Raw genomic sequence first — 23,350 nt, forward strand, 5'->3', positions numbered from 1 at the left:
TCAAGGGCCCCCTGCGGGGCCCTTTTTATTTACGCCGCGTAAACCGCATCGCGGATCTGCTGCGGATAGCGGCCGCACATGCCCTCAAACGCGGTGTTGGTCAGTATCACCACGCTCAGCTGCGCCTGTGGATCAAAGAACCAGCTGTGGCCGTAAACCCCGCCCCAGGTCAGCGTGCCGGCATGCTGCGGCGTCTGCGCCGCTTCTGCGTCCACCAGCAGCGCCCCGCCAAAACCGAATCCCCAGCCCGGCCCTTGCGTTTGCGCCTGCGCGCCCACGTGCGGGCTGCGCAGCAACGCCACCGTGTCCGGCTGCAAAATGCCCTGCCCGCCGCTGCGTAATGCCTCCACCAGCTTCAGCACGTCGTCGGCATCGCCGACCATGCCTGCGCCGCCGGAAGGATAGGCCCCGGCGTTGAGCGCCCGCATCGGTGAAAACAGCACCTCGCCCCCCGCCATCTCCTTCGGCAGTGCCACCCGCAGGCCTTCATGCATGCGCTGCGGCCCTTGCGGGGTGTTGTAATACGGCGTCGCCAGGTTCGCGGCGTCCGTCGCATGGAACGCGGTATTGCCTAGCCCCAGCGGCTGCGCCACCCATTCGACAAACAGCTGCGGCAGCGGCATGCCCGTCACCCGTTCCAGCACCGCACCAAGCACGTCGATCGCCAGCGAATAGTTGAAGCGCTCCCCCGGCGCCGACAGCAACGGCGCCTGCGCCAGCAGCCGCAGGTTTTGCTCCAGCGTCAGCGTCGACAGCTCCACGCCGTCCTGGATCCCCAACTGATGATAAACGCCCGCCGGTGGTTGGTTCAGCCGGTAGTCCAGCCCCGCGGTATGGCTCAGCAAATGACGAATCTTGATCGTCGGGCGCCGGCCGTCGGCGAGCGCCGGAGTAAACCACGGCAGCCACTCGCTGACCGCGTCGTCCAGGCTCAGCTTGCCCTGTTCGATCAGGCGCAGCGCCGCCAGCGTGGTATAGGGTTTGGAGACCGACGACAGCCGGAACTGCGTTTCTCGCCGCATCGGCCGCCGCGCTTCGCGATCGGCATAGCCGGCCGCCCCGGCGTAACAAATCTCGCCCTGCCGCGCCACCAGCACCACGCTACCCACGATGCGCCCTTCGGCCATCGCCTGTTGATCGATCGCCGCGATCCGTTCTGTTAACGCCCGTTGTTCTGCCGACATGATTTTCATCTCGCGAATGGAAAGTAAAATCAGTCTAAAAGGTTCGTCATAAATTAAAATAAGGCATAATTTAATGAATCATTAAGCACAGGTTATTGATAGATGAGTTCACTCCTGCAGCTGCTGCCCTATTTCGAAGCCGTCGCACGCCTGGGCAACTTTACCCGCGCGGCCAGCCAGCTCGGCGTCACGCCGCCGGCGGTGTCGCAAAACATTCAGGCGCTGGAGAATCAGCTGGGAGTGCGGCTATTTCACCGCACCAGCCGCTCGGTGCGCCTCAGCGACGAGGGCCGGTTGTTCTATCAGAAGGTGTCGCCGGCGATGAGCCAGATCGACGTGGCGGCGGACGACGTGCGCGCCCTGGGCGCACAGCCGGCGGGCCTGCTGCGCATCACGCTGCCGCAGCTGGCCGCCTCGCTGCTGGTGATGCCGCACCTGGCGGAATTTCAACGGCGCTATCCCGACGTGCAGCTGGAGCTGTTTACCGAAGACCGCTTTTCCGATCTGGTGCTGGGCAGTTTCGATGCCGGCATTCGCATGCACGCCATGCTGCAAAAAGACATGATCGCCGTGCCGATCGACAACGGCCAGCGCCGGGTGCTGGTCGCCTCGCCCGACTATCTGGCGCGTTGCGGCGTTCCGGCCACGCCGGACGATCTGCCTGCTCACCACTGCCTGCGCTACCGTTTCCCCGGCAGCGGCAAACTGGAACCCTGGTATTTTAGCCTGGGCAACGATGAACGCGCGCTGGACGTCAGCGGCAGTTTGATTTTTAACGAAGATCGGCTGATCAAGGATGCCGCGTTGGCGGGCCTGGGTATCGCACAGCGTTTTCAGGGCACGGTGTTGCAGGAGCTGGCGCAGGGGCAACTGGTGGAAGTGCTGCCGGGTTACGCCAGCGAAGCGTCGGGCTTTTTCATCTACTTTCCCGCCGGCAAGCATCTGCCGCTCAAGCTGCGCGCCTTTATCGATTTCATGCGCGAGCGGCGTGAACGGCAGCACCGGTGGTAGGGGCGCCTCGCCGACGCCCCTGACCGTCAGCGCTTCTCCAGCGCCTGGATGATGTGGTAAGCCGCTTCGACGCGATCGTCGTTCGGGAACCACTTGTTGGCCAGCATCACCACGGCGATATTCTTCGCCGGGATAAATACCGCGTAGGTGGAGAAACCGCCGGTGGAGCCGGTTTTGTTATACCAGCCGGCGCGCAATTCCGGCTGCGGCGGCGTGATGGCGGTAGCCGGCGTGCCGTTCATGATCATCCCGGCGTTGTTGCCTTCAATCAAACGCGACAGTTTCACCGGATACGGGTAGTTCTCCCACATCAGATCCTGCGTGAACGCGCCCGCCTTGTAATAACCGACGTGCGTCGCGGCCAGCGCGTCGCGCCACGGCTGCGCTACCTTCACCTGCTGCAGGTTGGCGTCCAGATAGCGAATCAGATCGCGGGCGTTGGACTTGATGCCGTAAGACTCGGCGTCCAGCGGGCCAGGATTGACCCGCACCGGCTTATCGTCCTTGCTGTAACCCTGCGCATAGTTGGCCATCTGCGCCGCCGGCACCTGCACGTAGGTGTGGCTCATGCCCAATGCCGGCAGCATCCCCTGTTCCATCGCCTGGATAAACGGCTGGTCGAGGCTCTTGGCGGCGATCATGCCCAGCATGCCGATGCCGAGGTTGGAATAGACGCGGTAGCTGCCCGCCGGGTGCTTCGGCTGCCAGGCCCGGTAGTAGGCCATCAGCTGGGCGTTGTTGGTCACGTCGTCCGGCACGAACAGCGGCAGGCCGGAGGTATGCGTCGCCAGATTCAGCAGGCTGACGCCGTCGAAGGCGCTGCCGCGCAGCTCGGGCAGGTAGTGACTGGCCGGGTCTTTAAACGACAGCTTGCCCTGCTGCTGCGCATAGACCGCCAGCGTCGCGGTGAAGGTTTTGCTCAGCGAGCCCACTTCAAACAGCGTCTGCTCGGTGATCGGTTTACCAGTCTGCTTCGAGGCGACGCCATACGGGTAAATCTGCTGTTTGCCGTCGACCGACACGGCGATCGCCATGCCCGGCACGCCGTATTTTTTCATCAGCGGCTGAATAACGGCGTCGATATCCTGCTGCTGTGCGGCGTGCGCGGTCGGCAGGATCAGTGCGGCGATCAGCGCGGCCGCCAGGCGGTTCATTTTCGTCATGATAGAAGCTCTTAGGTTGCAGGGCATCGGCCGCGGCCAAAAGTTTTTATTGGCGTTATATACGGCGCTTTCCCTGATTGATGATGTCATTCCTTTACGGCTGCCGTGACACTCTGAGCAGCCGCGCCAAATATCGGATTTTGCCGCCGGGTTGACAAGCGATAATAATTTCAGCCAGCATAAAGAAAAACTTATGGCTATCGACAATGCGCAATCGACTTCCCCTCAACGCCCTGCGGGCGTTCGAATCCTCCGCTCGTCACCTGAACTTCACCCGCGCCGGTCTGGAGCTGCGCGTCACCCAGGCCGCCGTCAGCCAGCAGGTGCGCATGCTGGAAGAACAGCTGGGCATTCAGCTGTTCCGCCGCCTGCCGCGCGGGCTGGATCTGACCGAAGAGGGCCAGGCGCTGCTGCCGGTATTGAGCGACGCCTTCGACCGCATCGAGGCGGTGCTGCAGCAGTTCGAAGGCGGGCATTTCCACGAGGTGCTGACGGTGGCGGTGGTCGGCACCTTCGCCGTCGGCTGGCTGATGCCGCGGCTGGCGGCGTTCCGCACGGCGCACCCGTTTATCGATCTGCGGGTGCTCACCCACAACAACCTGGTCAATCTGTCGGCCGACGGCATGGATTTCGCCATCCGCTTCGGCGAAGGGCTCTGGCCCGCCACCTGCAATATCAAGCTGTTCGACGCGCCGCTGACGGTGCTCTGCCCGCCGGCGGTCGCCGCGCGCCTGCGCACGCCGCAGGATCTGCAGCACGAGCAGCTGATGCGCACCTACCGCAAGGATGAATGGGAGCGCTGGTTCGCGGCGGCACAGGTGACGCCGTGGCGGATCAACGGCCCGGTGTTCGACTCGTCAAGGCTGATGGTGGAAGGCGCTATCCAGTGCGACGGCGTGGCGCTGGCGCCGGTCAGCATGTTCCGCCGCGAACTGGCCGCCGGCGCGCTGCAGCGGCCGTTTGCCGCCGAGGCCGCGCTCGGCGCCTATTGGCTGACCCATTTGAAATCGCGGGATCTGACGCCGGCGATGAAAACCTTTATCGGCTGGATCCGCCGGGAGGCGGAAGAGGAACAGCGGCAGGGCTAGGCGGAACCGCGCCGGATCAGCGTCGGCGGCAGAATGACGTTCTGCGCCGGCAGGTCGGCGTCACCGATGCGCTGCAGCAGGCGCGCGGCGGCGCTGCGCCCCACTTCCCGCGCCGAGCTGGAGACGAAGGTCAGCGGAGGCTCGGTCAGTTCGGCCTCCGGCACGTCACCGAAGCCGATCAGCGCCACCTGCCGCCCGTAGTAGGCGTCTACCCCGTCCGAACCGATGCTGCGGCCGCTGCGCGCCAGGCCAAAATAGGCGCCGAGCGCCACCGACGCCTTGTGGCAGACGATGGCGGTAATGTTCGGGTAATGGCGCAGCAGTTGCTCCGCCGCTTCCGCCGCCTGGCGCTGCCGGCAATCGCACTCGACGATCCATTCGCTGCGAAACGGCAGGCCGTACTGCACCAGCGTGGCGCAAAAGCCGCCCAGCCGCTCGGCGCGCGTCAATGAATCGCTCTGGCCGCCGAGGTAGGCGATTTGGCTGTGGCCGCGCTTGATCAAAAATTCGGTGGCCAGCTTGGCGGCCTGCATGTTGTCCGGCCGCACCACGTCCACGCCATCGAGACCGCTGGAGCGCGCCACGCAGACCAGCGGTACGCCCTGCTCGGCCGCCTTCTCCTTCAGGCCCGCCGCCGCGCGAATGCCGCCCGCCAGCACGATGCCGTCGACGCCCTGCGCCAGCAGCGCGTCAAACGCCCGCTGCAGGCCCTGGCCGTCGCGCCCGCTCTGCGTCAAAAACAGCAGCTTGTCGTGCGCCTCCAGCGCTTCGCTCAGCCCGGCGGTCATTTCGGCATAGAAGGGTTCGCAGATGTCGCGCAGAATAAGGCCAATCACTCCGGACTCCCCGCCGCGCAGCGTCGCCGCCTGGCGATTGCGCACGTAGCCCAGCTGCTCTATCGCCTGATTGACCTTCTCGACGGTGGTCGGCGAAATGCGCCCCTTGCCGCTCAACACCAGGGAAACCGTGGTGACCGACACGCCCGCCTGCTGCGCCACATCGGTGATGGTGATTTTTTTGATGCTCATAGTCTCTGCGAACCCGTTCCTGGGCAACCCGCCGTAATGATCAAGGGTATACCGAATCCGTTAGCTCAGTAAAACGTTTTACTGCCTGCCGCATTGTCGCCAAAAACCGGGCGGCAGATTTGTGATTGGCGGCGCATTTTTGCTAGGTAAAACGTTTTATCTTCTTTTTACCTAATCAGAAGTCCCCTTTTTGCTCGTCTTTTCGCCAGGAGAAGTCGGTTATGTCAGCAGCCAACAAACCAAAAATCACCCTCTGGGAGTTCTTCCAGAGCCTAGGCAAAACCTTCATGTTGCCCGTCGCCTTGCTCTCTTTCTGCGGCATCATGCTGGGGATCGGCAGCTCGCTGAGCAGCCGCGACGTGATCACCCTGATGCCGTTTATCGGCCACCCGATCTTCCAGCTGATCTTTACCTGGATGAGCAAGGTCGGTTCCTTCGCCTTCAGCTTCCTGCCGGTGATGTTCGCCATCGCCATTCCGCTGGGCATGGCGCGCGAAAACAAGGGCGTCGCCGCCTTCTCCGGCTTCGTCGGCTTCGCCGTGCTGAATTTGGGCACCAATTTCTACCTGACCGCCGCCGGCGTGCTGCCCACCAGCGATCCGCTGGTGCTGAAAGCCAACAACATCCAGAACATTCTCGGCATTCAGTCGATCGATACCGGCATCCTCGGCGCGGTGATCGTCGGCATCATCGTCTATCGCCTGCATGAACGTTTCCACACCATCCGCCTGCCGGACGCGCTGGCGTTCTTCGGCGGCACGCGCTTCGTGCCGATCGTCACCACCGTGGTGCTGGGCCTGTGCGGCCTGGTGATCCCGCTGATCTGGCCGTGGTTCGCCGCCGGCATCACCGGGCTGGGCTGGGTGATCAACAGCGCCGGCGCCTTTGGCCCGATGCTGTTCGGCACCGGCGAACGCTTGCTGCTGCCGTTCGGCCTGCAGCACATACTGGTGGCGCTGATCCGCTTTACCGAGGCGGGCGGCACGATGGAAGTGTGCGGCCACAGCGTCAGCGGCGCCCTGACCATCTTCCAGGCGCAGCTCTCCTGCCCAACCACCACCGGCTTCGCCGAGAGCGCCACTCGCTTCCTTTCGCAGGGTAAAATGCCGGCGTTCCTCGGCGGGCTGCCGGGCGCGGCGCTGGCGATGTATCACTGCGCTAAACCTGAGAACCGCCATAAAATCAAAGGGCTGTTGATTTCCGGCGTGGTGGCCTGTGTGGTCGGCGGCACCACCGAGCCGATCGAGTTCCTGTTCCTGTTCGTCGCGCCGTTCCTCTACCTGATCCACGCGCTGCTCACCGGGTTGGGCTTTACCGTGATGGCGCTGCTGGGCGTGACCATCGGCAACACCGACGGCAATATCATCGACTTCGTGGTGTTCGGCATTCTGCACGGCACCGCCACCAAGTGGTATCTGGTGCCGGTGGTGGCCGCCGTCTGGTTTGTCGGCTATTACGCCATTTTCCGCTTCGCCATCCAGCGCTTTAACATCAAAACGCCGGGCCGCGAAAGCGACAGCGCCGTCAGCCAGAGCGCGCCGGCCGGCGCGGTGGGCAAATCCGGCTACAACGTGCCGGCGATTTTGGCGGCGCTCGGCGGCCCGGACAACATCATCACGCTGGACAACTGCATCACCCGCCTGCGCCTGTCGGTCAACGACATGAGCCGGGTGGACGACGCGGCGCTGAAGGCCAACCGCGCCATCGGCGTAGTGCATCTCAACGAGCATAATCTGCAGGTGGTGATCGGCCCACAGGTGCAATCGGTGAAGGATGAATTAGACTCACTGATAGCCACGGCGCAACCTGCCGCGGCGCTGCAGGGAGCCACCCATGTTTGATTTCGCCACCCCGATCGACCGCCACGGCACCTGGTGCACCCAGTGGGACTATATCGCCGATCGCTTCGGCAGCGCCGATCTGCTGCCGTTCACCATCTCCGATATGGATTTCGCCACCGCGCCGTGCATTCTCGAGGCGTTGCAGCAGCGCCTGCAGCACGGCGTGCTGGGCTACAGCCGCTGGCAGCACGAGGATTTTCTCGGCGCGCTGCGCCACTGGTATCAGCAACGTTTCAACGCCGCCATCGACACCGCAACGGCGGTGTACGGCCCTTCCGTTATCTACATGGCGGCGCAGCTGATCCGCCAATGGTCCGTACCGGGCGACTACGTGGTGACCCATACTCCGGCCTACGACGCCTTCTACAAGGTGATCCTCGCCAACCAGCGCCAGCTGTTGGCCTGCCCGCTGCAAAAAGCCGGCGACGACTGGCGCTGCGACATGGCGCACCTTGAGGCCTTGCTGGCGCGGCCGCAGACCAAGATCCTGCTGCTGTGCAGCCCGCATAACCCCACCGGCAAAGTGTGGCGCCGCGACGAGCTGCAGCAGATGGCCGAACTGTGCGAGCGCCACGACGTGCGCGTCATCAGCGATGAGATCCACATGGACATGGTCTGGGGGGAACACCGCCATACGCCGTGGAGCCAGGTGGCGACCGGCGGCTGGGCCCTGCTGACCTCCGGCTCCAAGAGTTTCAATATCCCGGCGCTGACCGGCGCCTACGGCTTCATCAGCGACGACGCCAGCCGCGAAGCCTACTTCCAGCAGCTCAAAGCCCGCGACGGCCTCTCCTCGCCGGCGGTGCTGGCGGTCGCCGCGCACGTGGCCGCCTATCGCCACGGAGAACCCTGGTTGGATTCCCTGCGCGACTATCTGCAGGATAATCTGACCTACGTCGCCGAGCTGTTGGAGCAGGCGTTTCCGGCGCTGGGCTGGCGCCCGCCGCAGGCCACCTACCTGGCCTGGATCGATCTGCGGCCGTTGGCCGTTGACGATCGGGCGCTGCAGCAGGTGCTGATCGAGCGCGAAAAGGTGGCGATCATGCCGGGCTTTACCTACGGCGAGGAAGGTCGCGGGTTCCTGCGCCTCAACGTCGGCTGCCCGCGCAGCAAGTTGGAGGCCGGCATGGACAAGCTGATCGCCGGATTGCGGTTGGTGCTGGGCGAGCAATAGCGCGAGGGGGCGAGCCTCTGCCCGCCCCTCGATTACCCCTGAACAGGCGGAATGTCCTCCAGGCGGCGATAAACCGTCAGGCCCCACTCGTTGGCCAACCGCACGTCGTTATCGGCTCCCGCAGACGCCCCTTCGATGCGATACACCGCCTGACACTGCGCAATCAGCCGGTGGGCCACCGGGTAAAGAAACGCCTCGCTCACCGCATCGCCAACCTGAGTGGAACCCGCCGCCGCCGCCAACGGCAGCGCCAGCCACTCGCCGATCACCGGCACGTGCCCCCGCTGGTAAACCGCCAGCGCCGCCTGTTCCAGGCGCGCCAGATTGGCGGCGATACGCTGCGGATCGCCATCGGTGCCGCTGCGATAGGGGCCGGCGATCAAGATTTGTTGGGCTTTCATCGTTCTTCCTCCAATGTCCGGTTCAAGGCGACAAACTGCAGCAGCATGATGGTCTTGGCGTCAACGATCGTGCCCTGGCGAACCGCCTGCAGGGCTTGCGCCAGCGGCAGCTCGAGCACCTCCAGATCTTCCCCCTCCGCCGCCACCCCGCCGCCCTCGTTGATGCGGTCGCCCGCCTGATATTCGCCGACGAAAAAGTGCAGCTTCTCGGTGACCGAGCCTGGGCTCATGTAGGCTTCGAACACCTTTTCCACGCTCTGCACGAAATAGCCGGTTTCCTCTTCCGCTTCGGCGCGGATGCGCTCCTCCGGCGACGCGTTGTCCAGCAAACCGGCGGCGGCCTCAATCAACATGCCGTCATGGCCGTTGACGAACACCGGAAAACGGAACTGGCGCGTCAGGATCACCGTTTGCGCCTGCCGGTTGAACAGCAAAATCACCGCGCCATCGCCGCGATCGTAGGTCTCACGGCTTTGTCGCTGCCAAACGCCGTCGCGCCGCAGAAAATCAAAGGTGGTTTTTTTCAGCAGGTACCAGTCATCGGACAACACCCGGGTTTCGACAATGCGAACCCTGTCTTTGGTGGCTATCATCGGTTTACTCCGCCAGAGGAAGGAAATTGATACTATCGTGCAGTTTCGTGTATGATCAAGGAATTTCGTGCAACCCAAATTTGAGAGGAAAATGGCCATGTTGACCAGCCAGCGCAAGAAGATCATCCTGGAAAAACTGGCCCAGGACGGCCAGGTGTTGGCCAAGCAGCTCAGCGAAATGTTTGGGTTGTCGGAAGATACTGTCCGGCGCGATCTGCGCGAACTGGACGCCGAGGGGTTGCTGCAGCGGGTACATGGCGGCGCCCTGCCGGTTTCCTCTGCCATTGCCAGCTTCGCCGAGCGCAATCAGTTGGAATCCGGCGCCAAACGCGCGATCGCCAAAGCCGCAGCGGCGCTGATCGCCCCCGGCCAGGTAGTGATTATCGACGGTGGCACCACCTCTGCAGAACTGGTCCGGCAGCTGCCGCTCAACCTGAACGCCACCATCGTCACCCACAGCCCCAGCGTCGCCGTGGGCCTGGTCGATCACCCCACGGTGGAGGTGATCCTGATCGGCGGCCGGCTGTACAAGCATTCGATCGTCAGCGTCGGCGCCGCCGCGGTGGAGGCGATGTCGCATATTCGCGCCGATCTCTATTTTATGGGCGTGACCGGCGTGCACCCCACTGCAGGGCTGAGCACCGGCGATCTGGAAGAGGCCTACATCAAGCGGGCGCTGGCGGCCCGCGCGGCGGAAACCGTGGTGCTGGCTTCCGCCGCCAAGCTTAACGCCGCCTCGCAGTATGCGATCGGTGACATTACGCTGGCGCATACCATCATCGTTGAACGCGCCACCGACGACGCATTGATCGCGCCGTTGCAGCAGGCGGGCGTCAGCGTGTTGAAAGCCTGATTCACGACGATAATGCGATACACCTCGCATTATTTGTGATGTAAGTCACTTTTTTATGCAACGAGATGGCAAGTTTCATTCATTTGTTTTTATACTGTTCTGCACTTTACCTACGATAAATTAGCGAGTGCCCAGCATGATCGATCCCCGCCTACCGCTTACCGACATTCACCGCCATCTCGACGGCAATATCCGCGCGCAGACCATTCTCGACCTCGGTCGCCAGTTCAATCTCGCCCTGCCGGCCAACGATTTGGAGAGCCTGCGCCCGCACGTGCAGATCACCCACGCCGAACCGGATCTGGTCAGCTTCCTGCAGAAACTGGACTGGGGCGTAGCGGTGCTGGGCGATCTGGACGCCTGCCGCCGCGTGGCCTACGAAAACGTCGAAGACGCCGCCAACGCCGGCCTGCACTACGCCGAGCTGCGTTTTTCCCCTTACTACATGGCGATGAAGCACCAGCTGCCGGTCGCCGGCGTGGTGGAAGCGGTGATCGACGGGATCCGTTCGGGCTGCCGCGATCGTGACATCGACATTCGCCTGATCGGCATCATGAGCCGCACCTTCGGCGAGGCCGCCTGTCTGCAGGAACTGGAAGGATTGCTGGCGCACCGCGACGGCATTACCGCGCTGGATTTGGCGGGCGATGAGCTGGGCTTCCCCGGCAGCCTGTTCCTCAGCCACTTCAACCGCGCCCGCGACGCCGGCCTGCGCATCACCGTGCACGCGGGCGAAGCCGCCGGCCCGGAAAGCATCTGGCAGGCGATCCGCGAACTGGGCGCCGAGCGTATCGGCCACGGGGTGAAAGCGGTCGAAGATCCGGCGCTGATGGACTTCCTGGCGGAACACGGCATCGGCATCGAATCCTGCCTGACCTCCAACATCCAGACCAGCACCGTGCCTTCGCTGGCGCAGCATCCGCTGGCCACCTTCCTGCGCCACGGCGTGCTGGCATCGATCAACACCGACGATCCGGCGGTTCAGGGCATCGAGATCGAGCACGAATACCGCGTCGCCGCGCCGCAGGCCGGGCTGACGCCGGAGGAAATCCGCACCGCACAGGAAAACGGCCTGAAGCTGGCCTTCCTCAGCGAGCAGGAAAAACAGGCGCTGCGCGCCAAAGTTCAGGGTTAAATCTCCCCAAGGCGCCAAGCGGCGCCTTCTTCTCACCCCCCCCCCATTTTCTTCCGCCTGCTCGTCTTTATCGCTGTTTTCACCCATAGCTCTGCCGCAAGAGAGGAATTCCGTATGTCTGACAAACTACGCCGCATCGTGCTGACCGGCGGCCCGGGTTCGGGCAAAAGCACGCTCATCGACGTTCTTCATCGCCGAGGTTACCCGCATTCGCAGGAGGCGGGCCGGGCGATTATTCAGGATCAGGTGGGTATTGGCGGCAATGCGCTGCCATGGGGCGATCGCCAGGCTTTCGCCGAGCGGATGCTGGATTGGGAGCTGCGCTCATGGCGAGAAGCGACGGGCGCAACATGCTGGTTCTTCGATCGCGGCCTGCCGGATATCGCCGGTTACCTGACGCTGTGCGGGTTGCCGATCCCCGCCCCCTTAACCGCGGCGATCGGCGCTTTTCGCTATGCCGATACGGTGTTCATCGCCCCGCCGTGGCAAGCGATCTACGCGCAGGACAGCGAGAGAAAACAATCTTTCGCCGAAGCCGAGCAGACCTACCAAGCGATGCTGGCCGTCTACCGCCGATCGGGTTATCGGCTGCAGGAACTGCCGCGCGCCTCACCCGACGAGCGCGCCGACTTTCTGCTCGACGCGCTGGGCCGCCGTTAGCGGCCTGTGCTTTATTTGGCCACCAGCGCCTCCGCCTCGGCCCGCTGTTTGGCGGTTTTACGCGCATAGCGCTGCGCCAGCACCGCGCACACCATCAGTTGCACCTGGTGGAAAATCATCAGCGGCAGCACCATGGCGCCCACCGCTGCAGCCGGGAACAGCACGTTGGCCATCGGGATGCCGTTCGCCAGGCTCTTTTTCGAGCCGCAGAAAACGATGGTGATCTCATCGGCGGTATTGAAGCCCAGCCAGCGCGCCGCATAGGTGTTGATCACCAACACCACCGTCAGCAGCACCAGCGACATCACCAGGATGGTCAGCAGCGACCAGCCGTCGATACGGTGCCAAATCCCTTCCACCACCGCCGCGCTGAACGCGGTGTACACCACCAGCAGGATCGACGAGCGGTCGGTCAGGTTGATCAGCTTGCGATGGCGATCGACCCACTTGCCGATCAGCGGCCGCGCCAGATGGCCAACCACGAACGGCACCATCAGCTGCAGAATGATTGAACCGATGGCGTGCAGCACGTCGGTGTTGCCGCCCTGGGTATGCATCAACGCCCCCACCAGCAGCGGCGACAGGAACACGCCGAGAATGCTCGACGCCGAGGCGCTGCAGATCGCCGCCGCCACGTTGCCGCCCGCCGCCGAGGTAAAGGCGATGGCCGATTGCACCGTGGCCGGCAGCGCGCACAGGTAGAGGAAGCCGAGATAGACCGTCGGCGTCATAATGCCCGGCACCAGCAGGTTCATCGCCAGCCCAAGCAGCGGGAACAGCGCAAAGGTACTGAGGAACACCAGCAGATGCAGCTTCCAGTGGCTCATGCCGGCGACGATCGCCTCGCGCGACAGCTTGGCGCCGTGCATAAAGAACAGCAGCGCGATGGCGGCGGTGGTCAGGTGTTCAAAGAAGGTTTTCCAGATGCCTTCGCAGGGGAACAGCGAGGCGACGATCACCACCAAAATCAGAACCAGCAAAAATTTATCAATGCGCAAACGCTGCAACCAGGACATGAAACGGATTTCCTTGCACGTAAAGTCGTAAAAAGGCCCGACGTTGCGCCGGGCCACTGGAGAAACGGGCGGTATCAGGCCACCGGCAGCGCCTGCTGCAGCCGGGCCGACTCCAACCCCAGTTCGATCAATGCCATCACCGCAATGGCGTCGGCGGCCGGCACCGGGTTTTCGCCTGTGCCGGCGATCGCGTCGCGCACCGCGGCGTAATAGGCCGGGTAATTGCCGGGAATGTTGAGCAGCGGTTGCTCCGCCAGCAGATCGCCACGTGACAGCGTCACCACGCCGTCGCGCATGTCATAGCCCCAGTCGGCCTGCGGCAGGCGCTCGCCGGCCTTCAGCCGGTCTTCCTGCGGGTCCAGGCCGTATTTGATATAGCTGCCGCGGGTACCGTGCACCACGTAGCGCGGGCTCTCCGCCGCCGCCAGCATGCTGGCGTGCAGCACCACGCGGCGATTGCCATAGCTCAGCAGCGCGTGGAAATAGTCCACCGCCTGCGCGCCCGGCCGCAGCTCCCCCAAATCGACGAACAGCCGGTCGGGCTTGCCGAATAACTGCAACGCCTGATCGAGCAGATGCGGCCCTAAATCGTACCAGATTCCGCTGCCGACGCCGCCTTGTTCGCGCCAGCGCTGGCGCACCTGCGGCCGGTAGCGATCGAAATGCGACTCGAAATAGACCACCTCGCCCAGCGCACCCTCATTCAGCAGCGCTTTCAGGGTAAGGAAGTCGCTGTCCCAGCGGCGGTTGTGAAATACCGACAGCAGCAAACCGCTCTGCTGCGCCTGCTGTTGCAGCGCCTGCGCTTCTGACAATGTCACGGTAAACGGTTTATCCACCACCACATGCTTGCCGGCGGCCAGCGCCTGCTGCGCCAGCGGGAAATGGGTATCGTTGGGGGTAGGAATCACGATCAGATCGAGGGCCGGATCGGCGAACAGCGCCTGCGCATCGCCCACCACCGCCATCGACGGCCAGTCGGCGTGCACTTTGCCGGCATCGCTGCTGGCGACAGCGGCCAGCTCGAACCCCGGCGTACCGGCGATCAGCGGCGCATGAAAGGTTTTGCCGGCGTAGCCGTAACCGACCAGCCCAACACGAATTTTTTCAGCCATGGGATTTCCTCTTGCAGGCTCACGACAGACCTTTCGATTTGACACCATGCGGCCGGATGGAACAAGAAGTAAATGAGATGTTAATTTGAAGCAGGCTCAATACGGCGTCGAGTAGCCAAACGTGCTGCCACGCGCCGCGATGCCGGGCTATCCGGTTGATAGAGATGACGAAGCCGGTATTACCCGCTAAGCTATGCCGCCTGTGATCCCCGTTTCAATCAGGAAGCCTTTATGTCTCAAGCTGAATACTCTCGTATCGGCGGTTGGTTGCTGGCCCCGATGGCCTATCTGATCGTCACCCTGCTCAGCGCCAGCCTGATGCTGCTCCTGTACGCCATGGCGATCTTTATGCCCGAGTCGCGCGACTACCTGCTGACCAACGCCCAGGCGTTTACCCTGCAATGGTACTTTTCGGTGCTGACCACGCTCTTGATGTGGTGCTTCACCCTATGGCTGCTGTGGCTGTTTTGCCAGCGCTCGCAGCGCTTCCCCAAGCTGTTCTTGCTGTGGCTGCTGATCACGGTGATCCTGGCGGTGAAAGCCTTCGCCTTCGCGCCGGTACCGGATGAAGTGGCGGTGCGCAGCCTCGGCTGGCCGCTGCTGATGGCGGCGTTGCTGGTGCCTTACATCAAGCGCTCGCAGCGGGTCAAAGGGACCTTTACCGAACGTTAAAGGCGGTTGCAGCACGTTTTATTGGGTGATTTGTGTAAATTTTCACCAAAAAAGGCAATACCCCTGCGATTCATATGTTGTCGTCCGGCCGCCGATTTCCGATAATAGGCGGCTTTTATTTTTTTAGGCATCGCAATGACCGAATACCTGCTCCTGTTTGTCGGCACCGTACTGGTGAACAACTTCGTTCTGGTGAAGTTTCTTGGCCTGTGCCCGTTCCTCGGCGTTTCCAAGAAGCTGGAAAGCGCCATCGGCATGGGAATGGCCACCACCTTCGTTATGACGCTGGCCTCCGTCAGCGCCTGGGTGATCAACACCTTTATTCTGGTTCCGCTGGATCTGGTGTACCTGCGCACGCTCTCCTTCATTCTGGTGATCGCCGTCGTCGTGCAGTTCACCGAGATGGTGGTGCGCAAAACCAGCCCGGCGCTCTACCGCCTGCTGGGCATCTTCCTGCCGCTGATCACCACCAACTGCGCGGTGCTGGGCGTGGCGTTGCTTAACGTTAACCTCGGCTACAACTTCCTGCAGTCCGCCGTTTACGGCTTCAGCGCCGCCGCCGGTTTCTCGCTGGTCATGGTGCTGTTCGCCGCCATTCGCGAACGCCTGGCGGTCGCCGACGTGCCGGCGCCGTTCCGCGGCTCCTCGATCGCGCTGATCACCGCCGGGCTGATGTCGCTGGCCTTTATGGGCTTTACCGGGCTGGTGAAATTCTAATGACTGCGTTGTGGATAGCTATCGCGGCTTTAAGCGCGCTCGGCCTGCTGTTCGGACTGGTGTTGGGCTACGCCGCGCGCCGTTTTGAGGTGGAAGAGGATCCGGTCGCCGAGCAGGTCGACGCGATCCTGCCGCAGAGCCAGTGCGGCCAGTGCGGCTACCCCGGTTGCCGCCCCTACGCCGAGGCGGTGGCCAACGGCGAGATGATCAACAAATGCGCGCCGGGTGGCGAACAGGTGATGCTGAAGCTGGCGGAGCTGCTCAACGTCGAGCCGCAGCCGCTGGGCAGCGAAGCCGCCGCCGAGCCGGAGCGTAAAGTGGCCTATATCGACGAGGCCAACTGTATCGGCTGCACCAAGTGCATTCAGGCCTGCCCGGTGGACGCCATCGTCGGCGCCACCCGCGCCATGCACACCGTCATCACCGACCTCTGCACCGGCTGCGATCTGTGCGTCGCCCCTTGCCCTACCGACTGTATTGAAATGAGACCGGTCGCCACCACCACTGCCAACTGGAAGTGGGACATGAAGACGATCCCGGTGCAAGTGATCCACGTGGAGCAACATGCTTAATCTGTTCGCCGCCTTTAAAAAAGACCGGATCTGGGATTTCGACGGCGGGATCCATCCACCGGAAATGAAAACGCAGTCCAGCGGTGCGCCGCTGCGTGTCGCTCCCCTGCCCAAGACCTTTATCATTCCGCTGCAGCAGCATCTGGGGCCGGAAGGCGAGCTGTGCGTCAACGCCGGCGATCGGGTGTTGAAAGGCCAGCCGCTGACCGTCGGCCGTGGCCGCACCGTGCCGGTACACGCCCCAACCTCGGGCACCGTCAGCGCCATCACGCCGCACATCACCGCTCACCCTTCCGGGCTGACGGAACTGTGCGTGATTATCGAGGCGGACGGGGAAGACCGCTGGTGCGAGCGCGATCCGGTGGCGGACTACCGCCAGGCGCCCGCCGCAGAGCTGATTCAACGTATTCATCAGGCCGGCATCGCCGGTCTGGGCGGCGCCGGTTTCCCGACCGCCAGCAAACTGCAGGGCGGCATGAGCGGCGTGGAAACGCTGATCCTCAACGCCGCCGAGTGCGAGCCTTACATTACCGCCGACGACCGCCTGATGCAGGAACATGCCGACCAGATCATCGACGGCACGCAGATCCTGCAACACATTCTGCAGCCCAAGGTCACGCTGATCGGCATCGAAGACAATAAACCGGAGGCGATCGCGGCGCTGAAGCAGGCGCTGCGCGGCCAGTCCGGCATTGGGCTGCGCGTTATCCCCACCAAATACCCGTCCGGCGGCGCCAAGCAGTTGACCAAGATCCTGACCGGCAAGGAAGTGCCGCACGGCAAGCACTCCTCCGCCATCGGCGTGCTGATGCAGAACGTCGGCACCGCCTTCGCCATCAAACGAGCAATCGTCGACGGCGAACCGCTGATTGAGCGCGTGGTGACCCTGACCGGCGAGGCTATCGAGCGCTCGGGCAACCTGTGGGCGCGCATCGGCACGCCGGTGCAGCACCTGCTCGACTTCGCCGGTTTCCGCCCGCAGGCGCAGCAGATGGTAGTCATGGGCGGCCCGCTGATGGGCTTCACCCTGCCCGCGCTGAATGTACCGATCGTCAAGATCAGCAACTGCATTCTGGCGCCGACGGTCGATGAAATGACGCCGCAGGAGCCGGAGCAGTCCTGCATCCGCTGCGGCCTATGCGTAGACGCATGCCCTGCCGGGCTGCTGCCGCAGCAGCTGTACTGGTTCAGCCGCGGACAAGAGCACGACAAGGCGCGCAACCATAACCTGTTCGACTGCATCGAATGCGGCGCCTGCGCGTTCGTCTGCCCCAGCAACATCCCGCTGGTGCAGTACTACCGTCAGGAAAAGGCCGAGATCAAGGCTATCGATCTGGAGGCGGCGCGCACCGCCGAGGCCAAGGCGCGTTACGAAGCCAAACTGGCCCGTCTGGAACGCGAGAAGCTGGCGCGCGAAGAGCGGCACAAAAAAGCCGCCGTCAAACTGACCGACGACGATCAGGGCGCGGTGCAGGCCGCGTTGGCGCGCGTGCGCAGCAAAAATGCCGAAGCGGCGGTCACGCCGGTCGACGGCCAGCAGCCGGATAACAGCGAGATGATCGCCGCCCGCGAAGCGCGTAAAGCGCAGGCGCGCGAACGCCGAGCCCAGTTGGCTGCCGAAGCAGAGCAAGCCTCACCGGCCGTTTCCGGCGACGACGCGCGCAAAGCCGCCGTGGCCGCAGCGCTGGCCCGTGTGAAAGCACGCAAAGAAGCGCCGGCCGCAGACAGCTCCGCCCCGGCGGCAACAGAGGACGATCCGCGCAAAGCGGCCGTTGCGGCCGCCCTGGCGCGCGTGAAGGCCAAAAAGGCAGAGCAGCAGGCGGATGCCCCTGCTCCAGCGGAACCGGCGCCGGCTGCAGCCGAAGAAGATCCGCGCAAGGCGGCGGTCGCGGCGGCCCTGGCGCGCGTAAAAGCCAAGAAAGCCACGCAACAGACGGATGCCTCTGCACCGGCGGAACCGACGCCGGCTGCAGCCGAAGAAGATCCGCGCAAGGCGGCGGTTGCGGCGGCTATCGCCCGCGCCAAAGCCAAGAAAGCCGCGCAACAGGCGGATGCCTCTGCACCGGCGGAACCGGCGCCGGCTGCAGCCGAAGAAGATCCGCGCAAGGCGGCGGTCGCGGCGGCACTGGCGCGCGTAAAAGCCAAGAAAGCCGCGCAACAGGCGGATGCCTCTGCACCGGCAGAACCGGCGCCGGCTGCAGCCGAAGAAGACCCACGCAAGGCGGCGGTCGCGGTGGCTATCGCCCGCGCCAAAGCCAAGAAAGCGGCGCAGCAGGCGGACGCCCCTGCACCGGCGGAAACGGCACCGGCGACCGCCGAGGAAGATCCGCGAAAGGCGGCGGTGGCAGCGGCTATCGCCCGCGCCAAAGCGAAGAAAGCCGCCAGAGAATCGCTGGCGGCCGCAACGGAAGAAAAATGATCGATAGCGGCGCCGGGCCTACGCCGGGCGCCGTTTAATCGATAGAGATCAGGTAGGTGTAATCCACCTCAATCTGACGCAGTTTAGATTCCGGATTCCACTCTTTGGTCTGAATGATCTCCATTTCCATACTGCCGCGCACCTCATCCTTCAGCCCTGGCATCACATGCGACATCAGGTAACCGAAAAACTGCAGACACTCTTTCGCCGTGCCCTTATGGTTGATGGAGATAAACTCGCGGCTCGGCAAATGGAAGGTGTCTATCTGATGGTTGGAAAGAATATCCTTTTTGTGTTCAGGATCGACCGCCATCACCAGCGTGGATGACAGCTCGTCGCCTTCCCCGGCCTGGGGGGAATAGATGCTGTAAATCCGCCGGCAGTCGACGTGCAGCCCCTTGAAGAAGTCGTTGAAAATCTCGTCCTTCATCGCCATGCAGGAAGAGTACTCCAGCTCCTGCTCGGAGGCGAAATCCAGCCGGCGCGTGAAGCCGACCAGCTGCATCTCGGGCAGCGTCAGCCGCTTCACCTCCGGATAATAACCGGCGCCGTAGCTGGCTTCGAAGTTAAAGCGTGGCATCAGGTTTTTCACATCCCAGTGCTCCATCGCGCGGTAGCGATTGGGGGTGATGTTGAAGCGCTGCTTGAACATGCGGGTAAAGGTCTGCTGCGAGTCGAAGCCCAGCTCATCGGAAATGTCGATGATCGAGCGACGGGTGATGCGCAGCGCCACCGCGGCGCGCGTCAGGATGCGCGAACGGATATAGGTGGCGAGTTGAATGCCGGTAATACGCTTGAATTTACGCTGCAGATGCCACTTGGAATAGCCCGAAATACGCGCGACTTCATCCAAGTTTGGCCGTTTCTCCAGATGTATCTCCACCCACTCAATTAGCTCTTCAATAAAAAAAATGTCTTCATTTGTCATTATTATGGATTCACTAACTCAATAATGTCGCGATAGTAACCTACACAGATTATGTGAAAGTTGTTATTTTGTGCGAAAACTTGGAGAAAAATCATATCTCATTCATACGGTTACCCGGTTTTTTGCGGTCGCTAGCGGCACAAGTTCCACTGACAATTCCTCACGTTAGCCCATTTTCCGGCCAAAAAAAAATCAAATTGCATTGCCCCGATCGCCGCGAATGCGAAAAGCTGAATACCCCTATTATTAAGGCGTATTACCCTCGCATCGAATCAGGTAGAATGCTCGGCTATCATTTTTGCCGCGCCTTCAGAACGGCGCATCGAAACTGCCGCAGGCGCGGCGCAGAAGGTATCGTTACTCTATGAAGTTCAGGCCGGTATCACCCACAGCCGCCAAAGGCTTACACATCGCCAGCTCGCCTTTCACCCACAACCAGCAAAGCACCAGCCGCATCATGCTGTGGGTCATGTTGGCGTGCATTCCCGGCATCGCGGCACAGATTTGGTTCTTCGGCTACGGCGTAGTGATTCAGGTGGCGCTGGCGGCGATCGTCGCGCTGGCGGCGGAAGGCGCGATCCTCAAGCTGCGCAAGTTGCCGGTGCGCAGCCGGCTGGCGGATAACTCCGCCCTGCTCACCGCGCTGCTGCTCGGCATCAGCCTGCCGCCGCTGGCCCCCTGGTGGATGATCGTCATCGGTACTTTCTTCGCCATCGTCATCGCCAAGCAGCTGTACGGCGGCCTCGGGCAGAACCCGTTCAACCCGGCAATGGTCGGTTACGTGGTGCTGCTGATCTCCTTCCCGGTACAGATGACCAGCTGGCTGCCGCCGGATGAGCTGCGCGCCACCGCACTCTCGCTCCACGACACGCTGCTGGCCATTTTCAGCGGCCATACCTCGCAAGGCGCGACGCTGCACGAACTGCAGATGGGCGTGGACGGTATCAGCCAGGCCACGCCGCTCGACGGCTTCAAAACCGGCCTGCGCAGCGGCCACAGCGTGGAACAGGTGCTGCAGCAGCCGCTGTTTGGCGGCGCCCTGGCCGGCATCGGCTGGCAGTGGGTCAACCTCGGCTTCCTGGCCGGCGGCCTGTTTATGCTGGCGCGCCGCCTGATCCATTGGCAGATCCCTTTCAGCATGTTGGCCGCCATCGCCTTCTGTTCCGGCCTGGCCTGGTGGATCGATCCGGCGCATCAGGCTTCGCCGCTGATCCACCTGTTCTCCGGCGCCAGCATGCTGGGCGCGTTCTTTATCGCCACCGATCCGGTCAGCGCCTCTACTACGCCGAAGGGCCGTTTGATCTACGGCGCGCTGATCGGCGTGCTGGTGTGGCTGATCCGCGTCTATGGCGGCTACCCTGACGGCGTAGCCTTCGCCGTGCTGCTCGCCAACATCACCGTCCCGTTAATCGACCACTACACGCAGCCGCGCGTGTACGGCCATCGCTAAGGAGCCGCCATGCTGAATTCCATGAGAAAGCACGGCACCACGCTGGCGGTGTTCGCGGCGGTCACCACCGGCCTGACCGCCGTGGTCTACGCCCTGACGAAAACCACCATCGCCCATCAGGCGGCGCTGCAACAAAAAGCGCTGCTCGATCAGGTGGTGCCGCCGGAAAACTACGACAACGTCATGCAGAACGAATGCTTCCTGGTCAGCGACCCGGCGCTGGGCGACGGCGCGCCGCACCGCTTGTACCTGGCGCGCAAAAACGGGCAGCCGACCGCCGCCGCGCTGGAAACCACCGCGCCGGACGGCTACTCCGGCGCCATCAAGCTGCTGGTCGGCGCCGATTTCAACGGCACGGTGCTCGGCACCCGAGTCATTGAGCACCACGAAACCCCGGGGCTGGGGGACAAAATCGAACTGCGCATTTCCGACTGGATTTCCTTCTTCAGCGGCAAGAAAATCGAAGGCCCGGACGATAAGCGCTGGGCGGTGAAGAAAGACGGCGGCATGTTCGACCAGTTCACCGGCGCCACCATCACCCCGCGAGCGGTGGTCAATGCGGTACGCCGCACGGCGTTGTATATGGAAACGCTGCCGCCTAAACTTGAAAGCTTACCTGCGTGTGGAGCCAGCGAATGAGTGAAGCCAAAGAATTGATCGTCCAGGGGCTGTGGAAAAACAACTCCGCCCTGGTGCAGCTGCTGGGCATGTGTCCGCTGCTGGCGGTGACCTCCACCGTCACCAATGCGCTCGGCCTGGGGCTGGCCACCACGCTGGTGCTGACGCTGACCAACGCCTCCATCTCCGCGGTGCGCCGCTGGGTGCCGAGCGAGGTGCGCATTCCTATCTACGTGATGATCATCGCCGCCGTGGTGAGCATCGTGCAGATGCTGATCAACGCCTATGCCTTCGGCCTGTATCAGTCGCTCGGCATCTTTATTCCGTTGATCGTGACCAACTGCATCGTGGTGGGCCGCGCCGAAGCGGTAGCCGCCAAGAAGCCGGTCGGCCTCTCGGCGCTGGACGGCATGGCCATCGGCCTCGGCGCTACCGGCGTGATGGTGACGCTGGGCTCGATGCGCGAACTGTTGGGCAACGGCACGCTGTTCGACGGCGCCGATCAGCTGCTGGGCGGCTGGGCCAAGTCGCTGCGCATCGAAGTGGTGCATTTCGACAGCCCCTTCCTGCTGGCGATGCTGCCGCCGGGCGCCTTTATCGGCCTGGGGCTGCTGCTGGCGGTCAAATATCTGATCGACGAAAAAATGAAGGCGCGCAAAGCCCGCGCCGTGGCGGTGGAACCGCTGCTGGAACAAGGACGTGCTGAGAAGGCCTGATGAACAAGCAGAAGCGACTGGAAATTCTGACCCGGCTGCGCGACAACAACCCGCACCCGACCACCGAGCTGGTGTATACCACGCCGTTTGAACTGCTGATTGCGGTGCTGCTGTCTGCGCAAGCCACCGACGTGAGCGTCAACAAGGCGACCGCCAAGCTTTATCCGGTCGCCAACACCCCCGCCGCCATGCTGGCGCTGGGGGTTGATGGCGTCAAGGAGTACATCAAGACCATCGGCCTGTTCAACAGCAAGGCCGAAAACGTGATCAAAACCTGCCGCATGCTGCTGGAGCTGCACGGTGGCGAAGTGCCGGAAGACCGTGCCGCGCTGGAAGCGTTGCCCGGCGTCGGCCGCAAGACCGCCAACGTGGTGCTCAACACCGCCTTCGGCTGGGCCACCATCGCCGTCGACACCCATATCTTCCGGGTGTGCAATCGCACCCACTTCGCGCCGGGCAAGAACGTCGATCAGGTGGAAGAGAAGCTGTTGAAGGTGGTGCCCGCCGAATTCAAGGTCGATTGCCACCACTGGCTGATCCTGCACGGCCGCTATACCTGCATCGCGCGCAAACCGCGCTGCGGCTCCTGCATTATCGAAGACCTGTGCGAGTATAAAGAAAAGGTTTATCCGGAATCCTGAGTTTGTGGGGTGCGGCAAACCGTACCCCACCGCGTTCTTTCCCCCGCCAACGCCTCTTTTTTATCGGAAATGTGATATCGCGCAGCAGTAACCCCGGCGTTATCGCGGTTTTCAGTGAAAAACTCAGTGCCGTGTTATTTTCAAGCGAAAAATTAGTCGAAAATTGCGGTGAACGTCACGCTTTCGGGATCACAAGGCGTTCACAAATGCCAGTCCCGTTTTCCTAAATTTCTATAATTTTACAAAACGCGCCATATACACAACATTCCAACAGATTAATAACCGTACATACACTGATGCGCTAAGAAATAGCAATTCAGCAGAATATATCCCTGTTTAAAATCCGTATAGCTTT

At 62.7% G+C, this 23,350-nt stretch carries 23 protein-coding genes; 15 read left to right on the forward strand and 8 right to left on the reverse strand.

Annotation, left to right across the window (positions count from 1 at the left end):
- Positions 1-29 precede the first annotated feature (29 nt).
- A complete protein-coding gene (locus ACUXAC_RS08130; protein WP_060419721.1) occupies positions 30-1,184 on the reverse strand; it encodes a serine hydrolase domain-containing protein in 1,155 nt (384 codons plus the stop codon).
- A gap of 102 nt (positions 1,185-1,286) precedes the next feature.
- On the opposite strand from ACUXAC_RS08130, the gene ACUXAC_RS08135 reads away from it, so the two are divergent.
- Positions 1,287-2,195, forward strand: a complete 909-nt coding sequence (locus ACUXAC_RS08135; protein WP_225528848.1) for a LysR family transcriptional regulator — start codon at positions 1,287-1,289, stop codon at positions 2,193-2,195.
- 26 nt (positions 2,196-2,221) lie between these two features.
- Here the strand turns inward: ACUXAC_RS08135 and blaSRT are convergent, their stop codons facing one another.
- Entirely contained in the window at positions 2,222-3,358 is a 1,137-nt protein-coding gene (gene blaSRT / locus ACUXAC_RS08140; RefSeq protein WP_060440035.1) for an SRT/SST family class C beta-lactamase, read from the reverse strand.
- 206 nt (positions 3,359-3,564) lie between these two features.
- Here blaSRT and ACUXAC_RS08145 point away from each other — a divergent pair, with 206 nt between their 5' ends.
- Complete coding sequence (locus tag ACUXAC_RS08145) at positions 3,565-4,446, forward strand: LysR family transcriptional regulator (protein WP_049196838.1); 882 nt, start codon at positions 3,565-3,567, stop codon at positions 4,444-4,446.
- On the opposite strand, the gene ACUXAC_RS08150 is transcribed toward ACUXAC_RS08145, so the two are convergent.
- Entirely contained in the window at positions 4,443-5,474 is a 1,032-nt protein-coding gene (locus tag ACUXAC_RS08150) for a Mal regulon transcriptional regulator MalI (protein WP_033648213.1), read from the reverse strand. The two genes, ACUXAC_RS08145 and ACUXAC_RS08150, sit on opposite strands and share 4 nt — an antisense overlap.
- Before the next feature lie 221 nt (positions 5,475-5,695).
- On the opposite strand from ACUXAC_RS08150, the gene malX reads away from it, so the two are divergent.
- Both malX and ACUXAC_RS08160 read left to right on the forward strand, forming a co-directional pair.
- Entirely contained in the window at positions 5,696-7,315 is a 1,620-nt protein-coding gene (gene malX, locus ACUXAC_RS08155; protein ID WP_049201912.1) for a maltose/glucose-specific PTS transporter subunit IIBC, read from the forward strand.
- Positions 7,308-8,489, forward strand: coding sequence for a MalY/PatB family protein (locus tag ACUXAC_RS08160; protein WP_387441999.1), 1,182 nt, complete (start codon positions 7,308-7,310; stop codon positions 8,487-8,489). Before malX ends, ACUXAC_RS08160 begins: the two co-directional genes overlap by 8 nt.
- A gap of 32 nt (positions 8,490-8,521) precedes the next feature.
- Here ACUXAC_RS08160 and ACUXAC_RS08165 read toward each other — a convergent pair whose 3' ends face one another.
- Together ACUXAC_RS08165 and ACUXAC_RS08170 are read right to left on the reverse strand one after the other, a co-directional pair.
- Positions 8,522-8,890, reverse strand: a complete 369-nt coding sequence (locus ACUXAC_RS08165; protein WP_060419134.1) for a hypothetical protein — start codon at positions 8,888-8,890, stop codon at positions 8,522-8,524.
- A complete protein-coding gene (locus ACUXAC_RS08170; protein WP_100396346.1) occupies positions 8,887-9,483 on the reverse strand; it encodes an NUDIX domain-containing protein in 597 nt (198 codons plus the stop codon). The genes ACUXAC_RS08165 and ACUXAC_RS08170 overlap by 4 nt, the downstream gene beginning before the upstream one ends.
- A 97-nt stretch (positions 9,484-9,580) precedes the next feature.
- On the opposite strand from ACUXAC_RS08170, the gene ACUXAC_RS08175 reads away from it, so the two are divergent.
- From ACUXAC_RS08175 to ACUXAC_RS08185, 3 genes are all read left to right on the forward strand, one after another.
- Positions 9,581-10,336 (forward strand): DeoR/GlpR family DNA-binding transcription regulator, encoded by a 756-nt coding sequence (locus ACUXAC_RS08175; protein ID WP_049201919.1) that lies wholly within the window; start codon positions 9,581-9,583, stop codon positions 10,334-10,336.
- Between the two features lie 136 nt (positions 10,337-10,472).
- Entirely contained in the window at positions 10,473-11,471 is a 999-nt protein-coding gene (gene add / locus ACUXAC_RS08180; protein WP_016927887.1) for an adenosine deaminase, read from the forward strand.
- Positions 11,472-11,585: 114 nt separating this feature from the next.
- Positions 11,586-12,131 (forward strand): AAA family ATPase, encoded by a 546-nt coding sequence (locus ACUXAC_RS08185; protein ID WP_070914928.1) that lies wholly within the window; start codon positions 11,586-11,588, stop codon positions 12,129-12,131.
- Positions 12,132-12,142: 11 nt separating this feature from the next.
- Here the strand turns inward: ACUXAC_RS08185 and ACUXAC_RS08190 are convergent, their stop codons facing one another.
- Complete coding sequence (locus tag ACUXAC_RS08190) at positions 12,143-13,147, reverse strand: bile acid:sodium symporter family protein (RefSeq protein WP_038873888.1); 1,005 nt, start codon at positions 13,145-13,147, stop codon at positions 12,143-12,145.
- A 74-nt stretch (positions 13,148-13,221) separates the two neighbouring features.
- Positions 13,222-14,262: an oxidoreductase gene (locus ACUXAC_RS08195; RefSeq protein WP_454266594.1), complete on the reverse strand. Its 1,041-nt coding sequence runs from the start codon at positions 14,260-14,262 to the stop codon at positions 13,222-13,224.
- Positions 14,263-14,493: 231 nt separating this feature from the next.
- Here ACUXAC_RS08195 and ACUXAC_RS08200 point away from each other — a divergent pair, with 231 nt between their 5' ends.
- The 4 genes from ACUXAC_RS08200 to rsxC all read left to right on the forward strand — a co-directional run bounded on the left by ACUXAC_RS08200 (position 14,494) and on the right by rsxC (position 18,642).
- On the forward strand, positions 14,494-14,934 hold the full coding sequence (locus tag ACUXAC_RS08200; RefSeq protein WP_047567683.1) for a DUF2569 domain-containing protein: 441 nt from the start codon (positions 14,494-14,496) through the stop codon (positions 14,932-14,934).
- A gap of 135 nt (positions 14,935-15,069) precedes the next feature.
- On the forward strand, positions 15,070-15,651 hold the full coding sequence (gene rsxA, locus ACUXAC_RS08205; RefSeq protein ID WP_004938443.1) for an electron transport complex subunit RsxA: 582 nt from the start codon (positions 15,070-15,072) through the stop codon (positions 15,649-15,651).
- Entirely contained in the window at positions 15,651-16,223 is a 573-nt protein-coding gene (rsxB, locus tag ACUXAC_RS08210; RefSeq protein ID WP_004938428.1) for an electron transport complex subunit RsxB, read from the forward strand. The genes rsxA and rsxB overlap by 1 nt, the downstream gene beginning before the upstream one ends.
- Complete coding sequence (gene rsxC, locus ACUXAC_RS08215) at positions 16,216-18,642, forward strand: electron transport complex subunit RsxC (RefSeq protein WP_454266595.1); 2,427 nt, start codon at positions 16,216-16,218, stop codon at positions 18,640-18,642. Before rsxB ends, rsxC begins: the two co-directional genes overlap by 8 nt.
- 34 nt (positions 18,643-18,676) lie before the next feature.
- Here rsxC and ACUXAC_RS08220 read toward each other — a convergent pair whose 3' ends face one another.
- Positions 18,677-19,570, reverse strand: coding sequence for a helix-turn-helix domain-containing protein (locus ACUXAC_RS08220; protein WP_060419143.1), 894 nt, complete (start codon positions 19,568-19,570; stop codon positions 18,677-18,679).
- A 364-nt stretch (positions 19,571-19,934) separates the two neighbouring features.
- On the opposite strand from ACUXAC_RS08220, the gene rsxD reads away from it, so the two are divergent.
- From rsxD to nth, 4 genes are read left to right on the forward strand one after another with little or no spacing between them, the layout of a single operon-like run.
- A complete protein-coding gene (gene rsxD, locus ACUXAC_RS08225; RefSeq protein WP_197808469.1) occupies positions 19,935-21,020 on the forward strand; it encodes an electron transport complex subunit RsxD in 1,086 nt (361 codons plus the stop codon).
- 9 nt (positions 21,021-21,029) lie between these two features.
- A complete protein-coding gene (gene rsxG, locus ACUXAC_RS08230; protein ID WP_033652583.1) occupies positions 21,030-21,659 on the forward strand; it encodes an electron transport complex subunit RsxG in 630 nt (209 codons plus the stop codon).
- Positions 21,656-22,354, forward strand: a complete 699-nt coding sequence (locus ACUXAC_RS08235; RefSeq protein WP_038873082.1) for an electron transport complex subunit E — start codon at positions 21,656-21,658, stop codon at positions 22,352-22,354. Before rsxG ends, ACUXAC_RS08235 begins: the two co-directional genes overlap by 4 nt.
- Positions 22,354-22,995 carry an endonuclease III gene (nth, locus tag ACUXAC_RS08240; RefSeq protein ID WP_019455952.1) on the forward strand — a complete coding sequence of 214 codons (642 nt, stop codon included), beginning with the start codon at positions 22,354-22,356 and terminating at the stop codon, positions 22,993-22,995. The genes ACUXAC_RS08235 and nth overlap by 1 nt, the downstream gene beginning before the upstream one ends.
- The last annotated feature ends 355 nt before the right edge of the window (positions 22,996-23,350 follow it).

The organism is Serratia sp. 121840015-1, assembly GCF_053627655.1.